Raw genomic sequence first — 15,837 nt, 5'->3', positions numbered from 1 at the left:
CGGATCGTGACGATCACTCGTCGCCGTAGATCGCGACCTCGCGCACACCGGCCGCGGTGGCGCGGGCGCGGTACATGCCGGGGGTGGTGAGGCTCCACACCGCTTCACCCGCAGGCGTCGTGACGATCACGCCGCCGGTCCCGCCGAGCGCGCGCACCTCCGCCATCACGGCGTCCGCGGCCGCTTGCGGTGTGTTCCCGGCGAGGCGAATGCGCGCCGCGATCTCATGCCCCACGCCGACGCGGATGAAGAATTCGCCCGATCCGGTACACGATACCGCGCAGGCACGATCGTCGGCGAAGGTGCCCGCGCCGATCAGCGGCGAATCGCCGATCCGGCCCCAGCGCTTGCCCGTCACGCCGCCGGTCGAGGTGGCGGCGGCGACATGGCCCGCCGCATCGCGCGCGACCGCGCCGACGGTGCCGTATTTCATGTCGACGTCGAAGGCGTCGGCGTTGCGCGACAGCATCTCGTCGAGCTGGCGGCGACGCTCGGGCGTCTCGAACCAGCCTTCGGGTGCGACCTCCAGGCCCTGGTCGCGGGCGAATTGCTCGGCGCCGGTGCCGCTCAGCAGGACGTGGGGGCTCGCCGCCATCACCCGGCGTGCGAGCGCGACGGGGGAGCGCGTCTGCGTGATCCCCGCGACGGCGCCGGCCGCTCGCGTGGCGCCGTCCATGATCGCCGCATCCAGCTCGATGCCGCCGTCGCGGGTGAAGGCGGCGCCGCGGCCGGCATTGAAGTGCGGATCGTCCTCCAGCACCTGGACGGCGGCTGCCACCGCATCGAGCGCGCTGCCGCCGTCCGACAGGATCGCCGCGCCGGCGTCGAGCGCGCGGGACAGGCCGGCGCGGGCGCCCGCGTCCTGTTCGGGCGTCAGGCGGTGGCGCTCGATCGATCCGGCGCCGCCGTGCAGGACAAGGGACCAGCTCATGATGCTACCTTCTGTGACGAAAGGGACCGCAGCCCGATCAGCGGGCGCAGGATCGCGATGCGGCGGCCGATCGCGTAAAAGGCCCAGCAGCCGGCGATCGTCGCGGCGATCAGCACCGAAAATTCGGCACCGCCGGCCAGTCGCGCGGGGATCAGCCAATAGGCGACGAGGACGATGATCGTCTGATGGACGAGATAGAAGGGGAAGACCGCCTCGGTCAGCGTGACGCGCGCTGGCGCGTCGCGATTCCAGTGCCGCTCGGCCATGCCGATCAGCGCGAGCGTCGCGCCCCATTGCTGCAGCGCATGTGCGGCCCCGTAGGTGGGATATAGCCAGCGCGGTGCGTCGCCGCCGACCAGCTCCACCGTCAGGATGAAGCCATAGCCCAGGATCGCCATCGCCAGCCCCGCCCAGCGCCAACGCACGCACGCCGCCAGCACGGGCGCCGATCCCGCCAGCGCGAAGCCGAACAGGAAGGCGGGCAGGTAGCTCAGATGCGCCATCAGGTCGTGGAGCGGATCGTGCGTCTCATATCCCATGGGGAACCACCAGCCGTGGATGCACACCAGCCATGCGGTCGGGATAACCACCAGCAGTGGCCCGGCAAACAGCCGGTCGAATGCCCGCTGCGGCGCCTGCGTGCGGATCAGCGCGACGCCCGCCGCCAGTACAACCGTGTACAACCACAGATAGGCGACGAACCACAAATGGTTGAGCGCGGGCAGGCCGATCCCACCAAGCCTGCCGAAGCGGAAATAATCGTAAGTCCAGAAGGTCGCGAACCCGGCGCGATAGCCGTGCTGCGTGACGAGCTCGACCCAGCTTTGCGGCGGCACGATCACCGCGACGCCGAACGCCAGCGGCACCAACAGGCGCAGCGAACGCTGGCGCAGAAAGCCGCCGGGACCGTGCGCGCGGGTCAGCAACGCCCGGCTGGCATAGCCCGATACGACGAACAGCAGGCTCAATCGCCATGCATTCACCGCCAGCATTGGCAGTACCACCCAGTCGGCGCCATGCGCGCTCTTGGCGTGGAAGCCCCAGGGCACGAACACCATGCCGACATGATAGACGATCAGGATCGCAAAGGCGGCAACGCGCAGCCAGTCGAGGCCGTAATGGCGAGGAATTGGGGCGCGCGTCATGGAACTGCTGCTGCCCTACACCAGCGTCTTTGAACCGCAACCCGGCTGCTGTATATAGACGCCATGTCCTTACGTCCGTGGCGCGACATCGTCCGCCGTCAGAGCCGCCAGATCATGGTCGGCACCGTCCCCGTCGGCGGCGATGCGCCCGTCACCGTGCAGACGATGACCAACACGCCCACCCCCGATATCCGCGCGACGATCGACCAGATCCGCCGCTGCGAAGATGCGGGCGTCGACATCATCCGCGTCTCCTGCCCCGACGTCGAATCGACCGCGGCGCTGAAGCAGATCGTGCGGGGATCGCGCGTGCCGATCGTCGCGGACATCCACTTCCACTACAAGCGCGCGCTGGAGGCAGCAGATGCCGGCGCGGCCTGCCTGCGCATCAATCCGGGCAATATCGGGTCGTCGGAACGCGTCGCCGAAGTTGTCCGCGCCGCCAAGGCCAACGGCTGCGCGATCCGCATCGGCGTCAACGGTGGGTCGCTGGAAAAGGACCTGCTCGAAAAATACGGCGAGCCGTGTCCGGATGCGCTGGTGGAAAGCGCGCTCGACCACATCAAGCTGCTGCAGGACCACGATTTCCACGAATATAAGGTCGCGGTGAAGGCGTCGGACCTGTTCCTGGCGGTCGCGGCCTATCAGCAGCTCGCCGAGGCGGTGGATTGCCCGCTGCACCTCGGCATCACCGAAGCGGGCGGCTTCGTCGGCGGCACCGTGAAGTCGGCGATCGGGATCGGCAGCCTGCTCTGGTACGGGATCGGCGACACGATCCGCGTTTCACTCTCCGCCGAACCGGAGGACGAGGTGCGCGTCGGCTTCGAGATCCTGAAGGCGCTCGGCATCCGCAACCGCGGCGTGCGTGTCGTGTCGTGCCCGTCGTGCGCGCGGCAGGGGTTCGACGTGATCCGCACCGTGCAGGCGCTCGAGGAACGGCTCCAGCACATTCGCACGCCGATGAGCCTGTCGGTGCTCGGCTGCGTCGTCAACGGCCCCGGCGAAGCGCGTGAGACCGACATCGGCATCACCGGCGGCGGCAACGGCAAGCACATGGTCTATCTGTCGGGCGTCACCGATCACCACGTCCAAGACGAGGGCATGATCGACCACATCGTCCGGCTGGTCGAAGCCAAGGCGGCGGAGATCGAGGCGGCGTCAGCCGCGCCACAGGTCGTGGCGGCCGAATAGGTTCTGTGCTATAGGTCGGGACCTGGAGGTTCTGACATGACCTATCATGCCAAGGTGATCGCGGGCGGCAAGGTGGTGATCCCGGCGGATATCCGCCGCGAGCTCGGCATCAAGGATGGCGATTCGCTGGTCATCGATCGCGACGCCAAGGGCGCCGTCGTGTTGCGAACGCGTGAGCAAATCGTCGATGACGTCCGGCAATCCTTCCGATCGATGCGAGAAGATATCGCTCCGCACGGCAGCGTCGTCGCCGAGCTGCTCGAAGACCGCGCGATGGAGGCGCGGCGAGAGGCAGGCGAGACGGGCGCGTGAGCACCCTTGTCATCGATGCCTCCGCCATTCTCGCGATGATCTTCGATGAGGTGGGCGGCGACATGGTCGCGGACGTCTGCGATGGCGCTGTGCTGAACGCCGTCAATCTCGATGAGGTGCTCCACAAGGTTGCACGCCGCGGCATGGATCCGATGCTGGTCGAAACGCAACTCTCGCGGCTGGGCATTTCGGTCGTTGCGTTCGATGTCCGTCAGGCTCGGGTTTCGGCAGCCCTCCATTCGCAGCTGACCGGGACCGATACGTCCTTTGCCGATCGAGCCTGTCTGTCGATGGGACTGATGCTGGATGCCACCGTCCTGACTGCTGATGCCAAATGGATGGGACTGGGACTGGATGTCGACATCCGCCTGATCCGATGAGCCGCGCTACATCCCCCATCACCGCCTTCGGCGTCGCCGCGGGTGGGATCGCCGTCTATGCGGGTATGGATGCCATCATGAAGGGGCTGTCCGTTGCGAGCGGCGCTTACTTTGCCGTGCTCTGGCGATCGGTGGCGGGGGTGGCGTTGCTGGCGCCGATCTTCATCGCGCGGGGCGGGCGGTGGCCGGCGTGGGCGGCGCTGCGGCTGCATCTGGCGCGCGGCGGCGTCGGCGGCGCGTCGGTGCTGCTGTTCTTCTGGGGACTCGTGCGCGTGCCGATGGCGCAGGGGGTGGCGCTGACCTTCCTCGCGCCGCTGATCGCGCTGTTCCTGGCCGCGCTGACGCTCGGCGAACGCATCCAGCGCAGCGCGATCGGTGGGTCGCTGGTCGCAAGCCTCGGTGTGTTCGCGATCGCCGCGGGTCAGGTACAGGCGCGCGCGTCGGAAGACATGGTGCTGGGCAGCGTCGCGATCCTGGTCGCGTCGGTCCTGTATGCGGGCAGCCTGATCCTGCTGCGGCGGCAGGCGCAGGCGGCCGATCCGCTGGAGGTGGCGCTGTTCACCAGCATCGTGCTGGGCGGACTGCTGCTGATCGGCGCACCCTGGTTCGCCGGCGTGCCGCGCGCCGAGCAGTTGCCCGCGATCGCCGCATCGGCGGCGCTGGGATCGGTGTCGGCGGTCGCGCTCGCCTGGGCCTATGCGCGGGCGGAGGCGCAGGTGTTGGCGCCGGTCGAATATACCGCCTTCGTCTGGTCCGCTTTGTTCGGCTGGCTGGTCTTCGCCGAGCGCGTGTCGCCGTGGACGGTCGCGGGCGCATTGCTCATCATCGCCGGGTGCCTGGTCGCGGTGCGCCGCCCGATCCCCGCTCCGCAAACGGAAGCATCGTTATGACCGACATCTCGATCCGCCCCGCAACGCCCGACGATGTCGCGACGATCCTGCGCTTCGTGCAGGACCTCGCCGCGTTCGAGCGTGAGCCCGATGCGGTCGAGGCGACCGAGGCGATGCTGGGCGAGGCGCTGTTCGGGCCGCAGCCGGCGGCGGAAGCGGTGATCGCCGAAGAGGCGGGGGCGCCCGTCGGCTTCGCGCTGTTCTTCCACAATTTTTCGACGTGGAAGGGGCGGCGGGGCCTGTATCTGGAGGATCTATACGTGACGCCGGTGGCGCGCGGGCGGGGCGTGGGCGGCGCGTTGCTGCGCTATCTCGCTGGCATAGCCGTGGAGCGGAACTGCGCGCGCTTCGAATGGGCGGTGCTCGACTGGAATGCCGATGCAATCGCGGTCTACCGCCGGATGGGGGCGGTGGGGCTAGAGGACTGGACGGTGCAGCGCGTCGAGGGCGAGGCGCTCAGGCGGATGGCGGGGGCCTGATTCCTACCCTGGCGAGGAGGCGGCCGCGCGGCGCTCACCGAGGGATGGTGGGAGAGATAAGCGATTTCGCGTGTAGTACGGGCGCCGCGTCCCTCCCCCTCCGTCAGCGCGTGCGCGCTGACACCTCCCCCTGGCGGGGGAGGAGTTCGGTTGCAAAAGGGGGCGTTGCGCGTGGCGCCGCCCCCTCCACCATTCGCGTTTCGAAAGGTCCCCTCCCCCGCTGACGCGAGGGAGGATTTTCGGCGTGGATCAGTCGCGGCCGGGGACGTCGTGGTCGTGCGGCTCTTCGCCCTGCTTCTTGGCGGCGTCGTAGCGGTCGATCGCTTCCATCACGATACGGCGCGCTTCCTCGCGGTCGCCCCAGGTGCCGATGCGCACCCACTTCTTCTTCTCCAGGTCCTTATAGTGGGTGAAGAAGTGTTCGATCTGTTCGAAGACGATCTCCGGCAGATCGTCCTTTTCCCCGACGTTCGAATAATAGGGGAAGGTCGAATCGACCGGGACGCAGACGAGCTTTTCGTCGCCGCCGGCTTCGTCTTCCAGATTCAGCACCGCAATCGGACGCGCGCGCACGACGCAGCCCGGGATGAACGGCGAGCGCGCGACGACCAAGGCGTCGAGCGGATCGCCGTCCGGCGACAGCGTGTGCGGCACGAAGCCGTAATTCGCCGGATAGCGCATCGGCGTGTGCAGGATGCGATCGACGAACAGCGCGCCCGACGCCTTGTCGAACTCATATTTGACCGGCTCGCCGCCGGTCGGCACCTCGATGATGACGTTGAGGTCGTCGGGCGGGCTCTTGCCGACCGGAATCAGATCGATACGCATGAAAGTCCCTTGATAATCTTATGCCTGCTGCCCCTCAGCGCGGCATCAGAAGCTTGTCGAGTCCGGTTTCGCCGGTGCCAGTCTTCTGGAGGCGCGGATAGCGGGGACCGCCGTGATAGTCGATGGCGACTTCGCGATAACGCGGCCCGCTCTTGACCAGCAGCTTGATCGGCTCCTTCGAGGTCTGTGCCGCGACGATCGCCGCCTTCAGCACGTCGCCGCTATAGGCGGTGCCGTTGACTGCCTGAATGACGGTGCCGACGTCCATGCCCGCCTTGAACGCCGGGCTGTCCCAGATCACTGCGGTCGCCTCGCCGTCCTTGGCCACCGACAGACCGATCGAATAGGTGACGTTCACGCCGCCGCTTTTCTCGGCGTTGGTGAAGTATTTCGTCGGTTCGGCGGTGTAGACGAGCTTGTAGCCGTTCATCGCGAAGCCATCGACCGGCGCGGGCTGGCCCGTCTCGGTCAGGCGCTTGGTGAGGAAGCTTGCCCAGTCATAGGGGACGATGGCGTTCAGCGTGTTGGCGACGTCGTCGAACGTGTAGGTGACCTCACCCCAGTCGCCGTTGCGGATGCCGAAGAAGGCCTTGGCGAAATCGTCGATCGACTTGGTGCCACCCGACTTCTGGCGGAGCATCGCATCGACTTCCATCCAGACCATCAGGCCTTCGTTGTAATAGTCTTCGCTGCGCTGCCAGCTGGTCCAGCCCTTCGGGCGGCGCGCCGAGATGATGGGATCGTTGGTGGTATCGATCAGGTCGCGCCACTGGCGCGCCGGGGCAAGATCATAGCTGCCGGCGATGCCGGCATAGGCGTCCAGCGTGTCCTGCTTGCTGACGAGGCCCGAGCGCGCCTGTAGCACATAGCCCCAGAATTGCGTCTGCCCTTCATAGACCCACAGCGACTTGTCGCGCATCGGCGTGCGATAGTCGGGCGTCCACAGCTCCGCGCCGCGGCGGAACTTGCCGTCCCAGCTGTGGGTGAATTCGTGCGGCAGCAGGTTGCGGCGGCCGGGGCTGGCATTCCATTCGGTGAAATAGCCCGGCGTCACGCCGTTCTCCGACGAGCGGTGATGCTCCAGCCCGATGCCGCCCAGCTGGTCGCTGATCGACAGCAGGAATTCGTAATGGTCGTAATGATGCGCGCCGAACGTCTTTTCGGCCTGCTCGACCAGCCGCTTGTGCGCGTCGATCTGCTCGGGCGTCGCGGCGAGTTCCTTGGGATCGTCCGCGAAGACGTTGAGGTTCACGCGCTCCGACAGCGGCCACGTCTTGCCGTAGCGGCCGGCGAGCAGCGGCGAATCGACCAGGATCTCGTAATTCGTCTTGTCGTAGACATAGGTCGAACCGTTCGCCTTGGCCGGCACCGCGCCCGCCGCGGTCCAGCCGGTCGGGAACTTCACCGTCATCTGGATCGGGATCTGACGGGTGAAATAGCCCGCGGGATACAGGCTGACCGAGTTGGGTTCGAGGCTGATCATGTTGGGCGTCGCGACGATGCGGCCCTGATCGGGCTTGGTGGCCGAGATGAACTGGAACTCGACGTCCAGATTGCGCGCGCCCTGCGGCACGTCGATGTGGAAGGCGAAGACGTCGACCATGTCGCGCGTCCACGGAATGACGCGGCCGTTCGCCTTGATGACGAGGCCGGCCAGCTTTTCGATCTCACCGCGCGGGCTATGCGCGCCGGGCAGCCACTTGGGGAACAGCAGCGCCATCGGCCCCGCCTTGGCGACGGGAATCGTCTCCTTCACGCGGAAGATGCCCTGTTCGGTGTTGGTCGCATCGACGTTGAGCAGGATCGTGCCGGGATAGGGCGTGTCCTGCGGCGCCGGGATCGTGTCGACGAAGGGCACCGGCTGCGGTGCCGAATTGCCGGGCGGGACCTGTGCAAGGGCCGGCGCGGCGGTGGACAGGAGCAGGGAGGCGACGGCGATGGAACGGAGCATGGCGAGCCTTCGGCAAGAAACGAATACGCCGGTGTAAGCTTCGCAAAGCCGCGGCGTCCAGCCCTTACGCGGGCAACGGGGAATTCCGCCCCGTGATCTGGCACCATCCGATATCCCCGCCCGTCATCCCGGCCTTGAGCCGGGATCCCGCTTCTTCTTTCTCTGTGGGCAACAGCGGGACCTCGGATGAAATCCGGGGTGACGAGACGAGAAGGACTTAGTTTCCGCCGCCGCCGCCCAGCACGTTGATGGTGAAGGCGATCACGCCGAGGTTGAAGACGAAGGCGGCGAGGCACTGGCCGAGCACGACGCGGCGAATGCGCCGCGAGGTGATGGAGACGTCGCTAGTCTGGAACGTCATGCCCAGCGTCGCGCTGAAATACAGGAAGTCCCAGTAATCGGGTTCCTTGCACCCTGGAAAGTCGATGCCGCCCGCGTCCCCCTCGCCACCGTCGTCGGCGCTGTAGAACAGATGCGCGTAATGCATGGCGTAGACCATGTTGGAAAACAGCCAGCTCAGCGCCAGCGTCGTCACCACCAGCACGATCGCCAGCGTATCGTTGCGCCCCTTAAGCTCGCCCGCCACCGCGACTAGGATCACGCCCATCGTCGCTGCGGTGATCGCCAGCAGCAGCGCGCGATTGGCGTCGTTTTCCCGCGTCGCCTGTCGCATCCGCGCGGCATTCGCGTGGCGAAACAGCGAGACGAGCGACAAAAGGAAGACGATCGCGGCGGCATCGAACGCCCCCATGATCCCGCGCCCCTTGCCGACGATCGGGATCAGGGCGGCCAGCCCGATGGCGAAGATCGCCCCGAACAGCGCGAAGCGCGGCGGTGCGATGCGGTTGCCGATTCCCCAATAGCGGCGCGGATTGCTCATGCGTCGGGTGCTAGCGCTTGGGATCAGCGTCGCCTAGGGCCCAGACCCACAACTGCCAATGACCGTGATCGCGCGGAGCCGCCCGCCGGCAAGGAGCGCAGCGCAGACGCGTGGCTGCGCCACGCGCAAGCAAGCGACGCCGTCCGGCGGGCGGCTCCGCGCGACCGCTGTGCGGCGGGCCGTATTTGGCGCCGGGCGGCGTCGCGCGTCGGTTACGATGCTTCGGCATCGCTCCCTCCTTGCTCCTGGCCTGGCGCCAAATACGGCTCCGTCACGGCCGTTGTCAGTTATGGGTCTGGACCCTAGATACCGCCACCATATGGCCCGTATCGAAACGCCGCGCCGGGTGCGCGGAACCCAGGATATCTTCGGCGACGAGCAGCGCCGTTTCGCGACCGTGATCGAGACGTTCGAACGCGTCCGCCGCCTGTATTGCTTCCAGCGCGTCGACCTGCCGGTGTTCGAGGCGACCGAGGTCTTCGCCCGCTCGATCGGCGAGACGACCGACGTCGTGTCGAAGGAGATGTACACCTTTCCTGACCGCGGCGGCGATTCGCTGACCCTGCGGCCCGAGTTCACCGCAGGTATCGCGCGCGCGTTCCTGACGGAAGGCTGGCAGCAGTACGCGCCGCTGAAGGTCGCGACGAGCGGTGCGGTGTTCCGCTACGAACGCCCGCAGAAGGGGCGCTATCGCCAGTTCCACCAGATCGACGCCGAGATATTGGGCGCGCCCGAGCCCGCGGCGGACGTCGAGCTGCTGGTGATGGCGGACCAGCTGCTGCACGAGCTAGGCATTGCCGAGGGCGTGACGTTGCAGCTCAATACCCTGGGCGACGCCGAAACGCGCGACGCGTGGCGTGCGGGGCTGGTGGCGCATTTCGAGGCGCATCGCGGGGACCTGTCAGAAGACAGCCTGACGCGGCTCGAGAAAAACCCGATGCGCATCCTCGATTCGAAGGACCCGCGCGACCGGCCTATCGCCGACGCGGCGCCCGATATCGACGCCTATCTGACGGCGGACGCGCGCGCGTTCTTCGATGCGGTGACGGCGGGGCTGGATGCGGCGGGGGTCCGCTGGACGCGCAACCCGCGGCTGGTGCGCGGGCTGGACTATTACCGGCACACGGCCTTCGAGTTCGTCACCGATCGGCTGGGGGCGCAGGGGACCGTGCTGGCCGGCGGGCGCTATGACGGGCTGGTCGAGAGCCTCGGCGGCGCTTCTACCGCTGGTGTCGGCTGGGCGGCGGGTGTCGAGCGGCTGGCGATGCTGCTGGACGAGCCGGCGAAGGCGACGATCGATGCGGTGATCGTGCCCATGGGCGCGGCCGCGGAAGCGCGGGCGCTCGGTCTGCTTGCCGATCTGCGCCGCGGCGGTGTGGCGGTGGACATGGCGTACAAGGGCAAGATGAAGCAGCGGCTCGCCAAGGCGGATGCCCTCGGCGCGCGCTATGCCCTGATCCTGGGCGACGACGAACTGGCGGCGGGCGTCGTGGCGGTGAAGGATCTGGCGACGGGGGACCAGCGGAAGGTCGCCTTTGCGGACGTGGCCGAGGCGCTGCGATGACCCCCGTCGTCATCCCCGCGCAGGCGGGGATCCATAACCGCTGCCGTCTGGCAGGAGCCGCAGCGTCTGCGCGTCTGGATTCCCGCCTGCGCGGGAATGACGGAGTGGGAGCGGCACGCGCATGACCACCATCTCCCCCGAACGGATCGCGCAGATCGAGGCGCGGCGGGACGAATTGCAGGCGCAGATGGCGACGGGCGACCTGCCCTCTGACCGCTTCGTCGCGGTGTCGAAGGAATATGCCGAGCTGGAACCCGTCGCGCAGGCGGCCAGCGAGGTGCGGCGCTTACGGCAGGAGGCGGACAGCCTCGCCTATATGGCGGAGGATACCGGCGACGAGGAATTGCGCAGCCTGGCCGCGGAGGAGCTGCGCGACAACGCCCGCGCGCTGGAGGCGGCGGACCGGCGGCTGGCGCTCGCATTGCTGCCGCGCGATGCGGCGGACGAACGCGCGGCGATGCTCGAAATCCGCGCCGGCACCGGCGGCGACGAGGCGGCGCTGTTCGCCGGCGACCTGTTGCGCATGTACCAGCGCTACGCCGAAACGCAGGGCTGGCGGGTCGAGGTGATCTCCAGCTCGTCGTCCGATGCGGGCGGGTTCAAGGAAGTCGTTGCCAGCGTCACCGGCACGGGCGTGTTCGCGAAACTGAAGTTCGAGGCGGGCGTCCACCGCGTGCAGCGCGTGCCCGTCACCGAGGCGGGCGGCCGCATCCACACCTCCGCCGCCACCGTCGCGGTGCTGCCCGAGGCCGAAGAGGTCGACGTGCGCATCGACGACAAGGACCTGCGCATCGACGTGTATCGCTCGTCGGGTCCCGGCGGCCAGTCGGTCAACACCACCGACAGCGCGGTGCGCATCACGCACTTGCCGACCGGCCTGGTCGTGATCCAGCAGGATGAAAAGTCGCAGCACAAGAACAAGGCCAAGGCGCTGAAGGTGCTGCGCACGCGCCTGTACGAAGCCGAACGCGAGCGGCTGGCGAGCGAACGATCGGGCACGCGACGCGCGATGGTGGGATCGGGCGACCGATCCGAGCGCATCCGGACGTACAATTTCCCGCAGGGTCGCGTGACGGATCATCGCATCAACCTGACGCTGCATCGCCTGCCCGAAATCCTGCAGGGCGAGATGGACGAACTGATCGGCGCGCTGATCGCCGAGGACGAGGCGGAGCGGCTGGCGTCGCTGGATGGGTGAGGGCGCGGGTGAGGGGGCGGCTTTCCTCCCCACACCGTCATCCCCGCGCAGGCGGGGATCCATGGACGGCGGTATGGCCAGCGTGAGGGTGCAACACATGCGTCGCGTGTCCATGGTTCCCGGCGTTCGCCGGGATGACGAAGCGGGTGGATGGTGACTCCCCTCCGCGCTGCGCTCGCCGACGCCACCGCGCGCTTCGGCTTTTCCCCCACCGCGCGGCTCGATGCGGAATTGCTTATGGCGCACGCGCTGGGGATCGATCGCAACGCGCTGCTGCTCGACATGGAGCGGCCCGTCCCCCCCACCTTCGCAGGCCTGGTCGAACGGCGCGCGGCGCACGAGCCGGTGGCCTATATTACCGGCACGCGCGGCTTCTGGACGATCGACCTAACCGTCGGTCCCGGCGCATTGGTGCCGCGACCTGATAGCGAGACGCTGCTGATCGCCGCGCTCGCGCATTTCGGCAACCGCGCGCCCGCAACCGTGCTCGATCTCGGCACCGGACCGGGGACGCTGTTGCTCGCCGCGCTCGACGAATGGCCGGCGCGCGGGATCGGTGTCGATCGCTCCGCGCAGGCGCTGGCCTATGCCACATCCAACGCCGTCACATTGGGGATGGCGCACCGCACCGCCTTCGTCCGCGGCGACTGGGCGGCGGCGATCGATGCGCGCTTCGATCTCGTCCTCGCCAACCCGCCCTATATCGGCACCGACGAGCCGCTGCCCGACGAAGTGCGCCGCCATGAACCGGGCTCCGCCTTGTTTGCGGGCGCCGATGGCCTCGACGATTACCGCCTGCTCGCGGGGCAGCTCGCGCGGTTGATCGCGCCCGGCGGCTGTGCGGCGGTGGAGATCGGTCATACCCAGGCCCCAGCGGTCGCCGCGCTGTTCGCTGCGGCCGGCCTCGACAGCGTCGTCCATCGCGATCTGGGGCAGCGCGACCGCTGCCTTCTCGTCACGCCCCGCGCCGCCGGTTGAAAGATGGCTCGACCATCCACATATTTCGCTTGTAGGAACGCCCTCGCGCCAGCTATTGGTCGGGCCGGGGCAAGCACCATCGACGATCACAAGGGGTCGTAGGACGGTCACCCGCATCCTTTCGTCATCAGGTCGCCGCATGGGCGGGGGCCGTGACAGGCTCCAGCGTCGCCCCGAAGGGCACGCCGCGGACGCAAAGGATGGCACCGTTTGACCGTGCGTCAGGCCCGAAGGGCCGGATTGGTTTTGAGGACCATTACTCAGATCATGGGACATCAGCTTGATTAACAATCGGCAGAACGGCCGCCGTCGCGGCCGTGGTGGCAACAACGGCGGCGGCAACAACGGGCCGCGGCAGGGTGGCCAGGGGCGTCCCGACAACGGCAACCGCATCGACAGCCGCGCGCGCGGCAACGCGAACCAGCTGTTCGAGAAGTACAAGAACCTCGCCATGGAGGCGCAGCGCCAGGGCGACCGCGTCAACACCGAATATTACCTGCAGTTCGCCGACCATTATTTCCGCGTGCTTGCCGATCAGCGCGGCCGCTTCGAGGATAATCAGCCGCGCCGCCAGCAGCCGTTCGACCTGAACGACGACGAGGATTACGGCGACGAAGGCGAGCCGATCCGGGCCGGCGAGCAGGACGGCGAGGGGCAGGCGCGCGACGGGCAGGGCCGCGAGGACCGCCCGCAGCGCCAGAGCCGCGACCGTCAGGATCGCCAGGATCGCGACCGCCAGGACGGCGACCAGCGCCAGGGCCGGACGTGGGACGATCGCGGCAATCGCGAAGAGCGCGGCAATCGCGACGATCGCCCCCAGCGCGACGATCGCCCGCAGCGTGAAGACCGTCCCCAGCGCGAGGACCGCGTCCGCCGGCCCCGCTTCGAGGCGGAGCAGGCGCCGGTCGAGGTTGCCGGCCAGCATCGCGCCGATCCGATCGCAGAGGGCGAATCGCTCACCGAGCGCGCCGAAACCGTGATCGCCGCCGACGCCCCCGCGCCCAAGCGCCGCGGTCGCCCGCGTCGGGATGCGCAGGTCGAAGCGCCCGCGGCCGAGGATCAGGGCAATGGCGTCGACGCCGATCGCCTGCCGCCTTCGCTCAACATCGCTGCGGCGAACGATTCCGACGAAGAGGCGCCCAAGCCGCGCCGCCGTCGCACACCGCGCACGCCCGCGGTGGAAGTGCCCGCCGCCGAATAAGCGCGCGCTATCCGAATATCAGAAGGGGCCGGTTCCGACGAGGAGCCGGCCCTTTTTGCTTTGGTGGTCGCGGCACTCACCGAGACACGCCACTCCTGCAACGACTGGCGTTCGCCGCGGCACATACGGGTGGAGTGCCGCATGACTTCGCCCACGCCGACGCGGGAATCGCTTCTGCGTTGAGGCGCGGGGGACGCGTGCCTTCGCGCCCGCCGTCTAACGATCGTGCCGCGGTCCCGGCGCGGGCGGATCGTGCCGCTCGACGTGTTCGTCATGCCCGGTGCCCGAACTCAGGAACACCAGACCCATCAGCGCGCCGGCGAGCGCGATCGATCCGCCGACCCCGCCAATTACCGCCGCCATAGTGATCAGCCGCAAAGGCCCATGTACGCAGGCGAGGCCGACGATCGCGCCTGCGCTGCACGCCGCGGCAACGGCGATCATCCACGCCATGATGCTGCGAAACCGCGCCCAGGCGTGCGCCGCGAGCGCGGGATCGTCCAGTCCGGCGGGGCGCTGATCCATGGCTTTGCCAATGACGCGCAAACATGATCTGCTCAACCCCGATCCGGCCCGAAGAGTCGGACGGGGCCGAGTCGGATGTGACGGAGGAGGATGAACATGACAATCGCGGCAATCCTGCGCACCAAGGGCGACGATGTGATCGCGCTGACCCCGCAGACGCGTGTCGGCGAGGCGGTGGCGGTGCTGGCGGAGAAGCGAATCGGCGCGGTGCCGGTCTGCGACGATGGCGTGCCGGTGGGCATCTTCTCCGAACGCGACGTCGTTCATTGCCTGGCGCAGGCCGGCGCGGGCGCGCTCGACCGGCCGCTGTCCGAGGTGATGACGCAGCCCGTGCAGAGCGTCGGCGCGCAGGAAAACGTCATTGGCGCACTGTCGCTGATGACGCGGCGGCGCATCCGTCATCTGCCGGTGGTCGAGGACGGGCGAATGGTCGGCTTCGTCTCGATCGGCGATCTGGTCAAATACCGCATCGACCGGATCGAGGCGGATGCCGCGGCGATGCGCGACTATATCCAGCAGGGATAGGACGGGTCAGCGCTGCCCCGTCAGGCCGGCAGCGGCCGCTTGCGCAGGATCGCGATCAGCTCGCGCACCGTGCCGCGCGCGAACAGCGCGAGCCAGCCGCCATAGGTCGCGGCCCCCACGCCGACGAGGATCGCCAGCTGCACCGGCGGCGCCAGCGGCGGCAGCAGCGCTTCCACCAGTCGGACGACGCCCGCCATCATGGCGGCGGCGACTACCGCTGGCGCGACCGCCCGGATCAGCGCCAGCGGTGCGACGCCGATCACCGGCAGCGACCGCCAGCTGCTCACCGCCAGATACACCGGGTAGGCCACCACCCAGCTCCATGCGAGCCCGACCGGCCCCCAATGCACCCCGATCAGGAAGGTCATGGCGAGCACCAGCGCGCCGAACGCGCCGTTGCGCGCGCCGATTCCGGGCCGCCCGCGCGCATCGCAGGCGGGGGAATAGAGGACCTGGATCGTCATGAACGGCATGGCCAGCGCGATGATCTGCACGACCGGCGCCACCTCCACCCATTTGGCGTCGAGCACCGTCAGCACCAACGGATAGGCGGTGACGGCAAGGCCGGCGTAGAAGGGCATCGCCGCAAGCATGATGATCCGCACCGATCGCACGAAGGCGCGCGACACCGCGGCGTCATCATGCTGAATGCGCGCATAGGCGCTGAACGCCACCTCGTTGAGCGGCGGCACGAACTTCGACACGAAGATCTGCGCCAGGAACAGCGCGGTGGTGTAGATTCCGAGCTGGTGGGCGCTGAACCAGCGTCCGCCGATGAACACGTCGGCTTGACTCTGCAGGAACCAGAAGAACTGCCCCGCCGCCATCACCCCGCCATAGCGGGCGAGATGGCCGGCGC

General features: G+C 68.2%; 17 protein-coding genes (1 of these 17 only partly in view). 10 read left to right on the top strand and 7 right to left on the bottom strand.

What is annotated here, in order from left to right; genetic code table 11:
- Window positions 1–13: 13 nt before the first annotated feature.
- Both SPHME3_RS0103545 and SPHME3_RS0103540 read right to left on the bottom strand, forming a co-directional pair.
- Entirely contained in the window at window positions 14–931 is a 918-nt protein-coding gene (locus tag SPHME3_RS0103545) for an isoaspartyl peptidase/L-asparaginase family protein (protein WP_017980664.1), read from the bottom strand.
- Entirely contained in the window at window positions 928–2,076 is a 1,149-nt protein-coding gene (locus tag SPHME3_RS0103540; protein ID WP_017980665.1) for an acyltransferase family protein, read from the bottom strand. The genes SPHME3_RS0103545 and SPHME3_RS0103540 overlap by 4 nt, the downstream gene beginning before the upstream one ends.
- 63 nt (window positions 2,077–2,139) lie before the next feature.
- On the opposite strand from SPHME3_RS0103540, the gene ispG reads away from it, so the two are divergent.
- Genes ispG through SPHME3_RS0103515 form a run of 5 tightly spaced genes read left to right on the top strand, consistent with a single transcriptional unit; the run spans window position 2,140 to window position 5,328 of the window.
- A complete protein-coding gene (ispG, locus tag SPHME3_RS0103535; RefSeq protein WP_017980666.1) occupies window positions 2,140–3,267 on the top strand; it encodes a flavodoxin-dependent (E)-4-hydroxy-3-methylbut-2-enyl-diphosphate synthase in 1,128 nt (375 codons plus the stop codon).
- Window positions 3,268–3,303: 36 nt separating this feature from the next.
- Window positions 3,304–3,579, top strand: a complete 276-nt coding sequence (locus SPHME3_RS0103530; RefSeq protein ID WP_017980667.1) for an AbrB/MazE/SpoVT family DNA-binding domain-containing protein — start codon at window positions 3,304–3,306, stop codon at window positions 3,577–3,579.
- Window positions 3,576–3,959, top strand: a complete 384-nt coding sequence (locus SPHME3_RS0103525) for a type II toxin-antitoxin system VapC family toxin (protein ID WP_017980668.1) — start codon at window positions 3,576–3,578, stop codon at window positions 3,957–3,959. The genes SPHME3_RS0103530 and SPHME3_RS0103525 overlap by 4 nt, the downstream gene beginning before the upstream one ends.
- The gene (locus SPHME3_RS0103520; protein ID WP_017980669.1) at window positions 3,956–4,849 is read left to right on the top strand and encodes a DMT family transporter; all 894 of its coding nucleotides are present in this window, start codon (window positions 3,956–3,958) and stop codon (window positions 4,847–4,849) included. The genes SPHME3_RS0103525 and SPHME3_RS0103520 overlap by 4 nt, the downstream gene beginning before the upstream one ends.
- Window positions 4,846–5,328 (top strand): GNAT family N-acetyltransferase, encoded by a 483-nt coding sequence (locus SPHME3_RS0103515; protein WP_017980670.1) that lies wholly within the window; start codon window positions 4,846–4,848, stop codon window positions 5,326–5,328. The genes SPHME3_RS0103520 and SPHME3_RS0103515 overlap by 4 nt, the downstream gene beginning before the upstream one ends.
- Before the next feature lie 249 nt (window positions 5,329–5,577).
- Here SPHME3_RS0103515 and ppa read toward each other — a convergent pair whose 3' ends face one another.
- From ppa to SPHME3_RS0103500, 3 genes are all read right to left on the bottom strand, one after another.
- Window positions 5,578–6,156: an inorganic diphosphatase gene (ppa, locus tag SPHME3_RS0103510; protein ID WP_017980671.1), complete on the bottom strand. Its 579-nt coding sequence runs from the start codon at window positions 6,154–6,156 to the stop codon at window positions 5,578–5,580.
- Window positions 6,157–6,190: 34 nt separating this feature from the next.
- Complete coding sequence (locus tag SPHME3_RS0103505) at window positions 6,191–8,107, bottom strand: M61 family metallopeptidase (protein ID WP_017980672.1); 1,917 nt, start codon at window positions 8,105–8,107, stop codon at window positions 6,191–6,193.
- Window positions 8,108–8,324: 217 nt separating this feature from the next.
- Window positions 8,325–8,987 (bottom strand): DUF1345 domain-containing protein, encoded by a 663-nt coding sequence (locus SPHME3_RS0103500; protein ID WP_017980673.1) that lies wholly within the window; start codon window positions 8,985–8,987, stop codon window positions 8,325–8,327.
- Window positions 8,988–9,306: 319 nt separating this feature from the next.
- On the opposite strand from SPHME3_RS0103500, the gene hisS reads away from it, so the two are divergent.
- From hisS to SPHME3_RS0103480, 4 genes are all read left to right on the top strand, one after another.
- On the top strand, window positions 9,307–10,551 hold the full coding sequence (gene hisS / locus SPHME3_RS0103495; protein WP_018250560.1) for a histidine--tRNA ligase: 1,245 nt from the start codon (window positions 9,307–9,309) through the stop codon (window positions 10,549–10,551).
- 121 nt (window positions 10,552–10,672) lie between these two features.
- Entirely contained in the window at window positions 10,673–11,749 is a 1,077-nt protein-coding gene (prfA, locus tag SPHME3_RS0103490) for a peptide chain release factor 1 (RefSeq protein WP_017980675.1), read from the top strand.
- Between the two features lie 150 nt (window positions 11,750–11,899).
- Window positions 11,900–12,727 (top strand): peptide chain release factor N(5)-glutamine methyltransferase, encoded by an 828-nt coding sequence (gene prmC, locus SPHME3_RS0103485; protein ID WP_018250559.1) that lies wholly within the window; start codon window positions 11,900–11,902, stop codon window positions 12,725–12,727.
- A 280-nt stretch (window positions 12,728–13,007) separates the two neighbouring features.
- On the top strand, window positions 13,008–13,928 hold the full coding sequence (locus SPHME3_RS0103480; protein WP_017980677.1) for a DUF4167 domain-containing protein: 921 nt from the start codon (window positions 13,008–13,010) through the stop codon (window positions 13,926–13,928).
- Window positions 13,929–14,144: 216 nt separating this feature from the next.
- Here SPHME3_RS0103480 and SPHME3_RS0103475 read toward each other — a convergent pair whose 3' ends face one another.
- Window positions 14,145–14,453, bottom strand: a complete 309-nt coding sequence (locus SPHME3_RS0103475) for a hypothetical protein (RefSeq protein WP_017980678.1) — start codon at window positions 14,451–14,453, stop codon at window positions 14,145–14,147.
- A gap of 96 nt (window positions 14,454–14,549) precedes the next feature.
- On the opposite strand from SPHME3_RS0103475, the gene SPHME3_RS0103470 reads away from it, so the two are divergent.
- Complete coding sequence (locus tag SPHME3_RS0103470) at window positions 14,550–14,978, top strand: CBS domain-containing protein (RefSeq protein WP_018250558.1); 429 nt, start codon at window positions 14,550–14,552, stop codon at window positions 14,976–14,978.
- 20 nt (window positions 14,979–14,998) lie between these two features.
- Here SPHME3_RS0103470 and SPHME3_RS0103465 read toward each other — a convergent pair whose 3' ends face one another.
- Window positions 14,999–15,837 carry the 3' portion of a lipopolysaccharide biosynthesis protein gene (locus SPHME3_RS0103465; RefSeq protein WP_017980680.1) on the bottom strand. It continues 643 nt past the right edge of the window, so the window shows 839 of its 1,482 coding nt (coding positions 644–1,482); the start codon falls outside the window, past its right edge — the gene reads right to left on this strand; the stop codon is at window positions 14,999–15,001.

The organism is Sphingomonas melonis DAPP-PG 224, from assembly GCF_000379045.1.
Taxonomy (GTDB): domain Bacteria; phylum Pseudomonadota; class Alphaproteobacteria; order Sphingomonadales; family Sphingomonadaceae; genus Sphingomonas; species Sphingomonas aquatilis.
Note: the sequence above shows the minus strand (reverse complement) of the source record. Positions and strands in the feature narration are given on the sequence as shown.

Excerpts from the sequence above, each read along its gene's own strand:
- prmC (WP_018250559.1), top strand. The coding sequence starts at position 11,900 with ATGGTGACTCCCCTCCGCGCTGCGCTCGCCGACGCCACCGCGCGCTTC.
- SPHME3_RS0103540 (WP_017980665.1), bottom strand. The coding sequence starts at position 2,076 with ATGACGCGCGCCCCAATTCCTCGCCATTACGGCCTCGACTGGCTGCGC.
- SPHME3_RS0103475 (WP_017980678.1), bottom strand. The coding sequence starts at position 14,453 with ATGGATCAGCGCCCCGCCGGACTGGACGATCCCGCGCTCGCGGCGCAC.
- ispG (WP_017980666.1), top strand. The coding sequence starts at position 2,140 with ATGTCCTTACGTCCGTGGCGCGACATCGTCCGCCGTCAGAGCCGCCAG.
- SPHME3_RS0103520 (WP_017980669.1), top strand. The coding sequence starts at position 3,956 with ATGAGCCGCGCTACATCCCCCATCACCGCCTTCGGCGTCGCCGCGGGT.
- SPHME3_RS0103545 (WP_017980664.1), bottom strand. The coding sequence starts at position 931 with ATGAGCTGGTCCCTTGTCCTGCACGGCGGCGCCGGATCGATCGAGCGC.
- SPHME3_RS0103530 (WP_017980667.1), top strand. The coding sequence starts at position 3,304 with ATGACCTATCATGCCAAGGTGATCGCGGGCGGCAAGGTGGTGATCCCG.
- hisS (WP_018250560.1), top strand. The coding sequence starts at position 9,307 with ATGGCCCGTATCGAAACGCCGCGCCGGGTGCGCGGAACCCAGGATATC.
- SPHME3_RS0103515 (WP_017980670.1), top strand. The coding sequence starts at position 4,846 with ATGACCGACATCTCGATCCGCCCCGCAACGCCCGACGATGTCGCGACG.
- SPHME3_RS0103505 (WP_017980672.1), bottom strand. The coding sequence starts at position 8,107 with ATGCTCCGTTCCATCGCCGTCGCCTCCCTGCTCCTGTCCACCGCCGCG.
- SPHME3_RS0103470 (WP_018250558.1), top strand. The coding sequence starts at position 14,550 with ATGACAATCGCGGCAATCCTGCGCACCAAGGGCGACGATGTGATCGCG.
- SPHME3_RS0103500 (WP_017980673.1), bottom strand. The coding sequence starts at position 8,987 with ATGAGCAATCCGCGCCGCTATTGGGGAATCGGCAACCGCATCGCACCG.
- ppa (WP_017980671.1), bottom strand. The coding sequence starts at position 6,156 with ATGCGTATCGATCTGATTCCGGTCGGCAAGAGCCCGCCCGACGACCTC.
- prfA (WP_017980675.1), top strand. The coding sequence starts at position 10,673 with ATGACCACCATCTCCCCCGAACGGATCGCGCAGATCGAGGCGCGGCGG.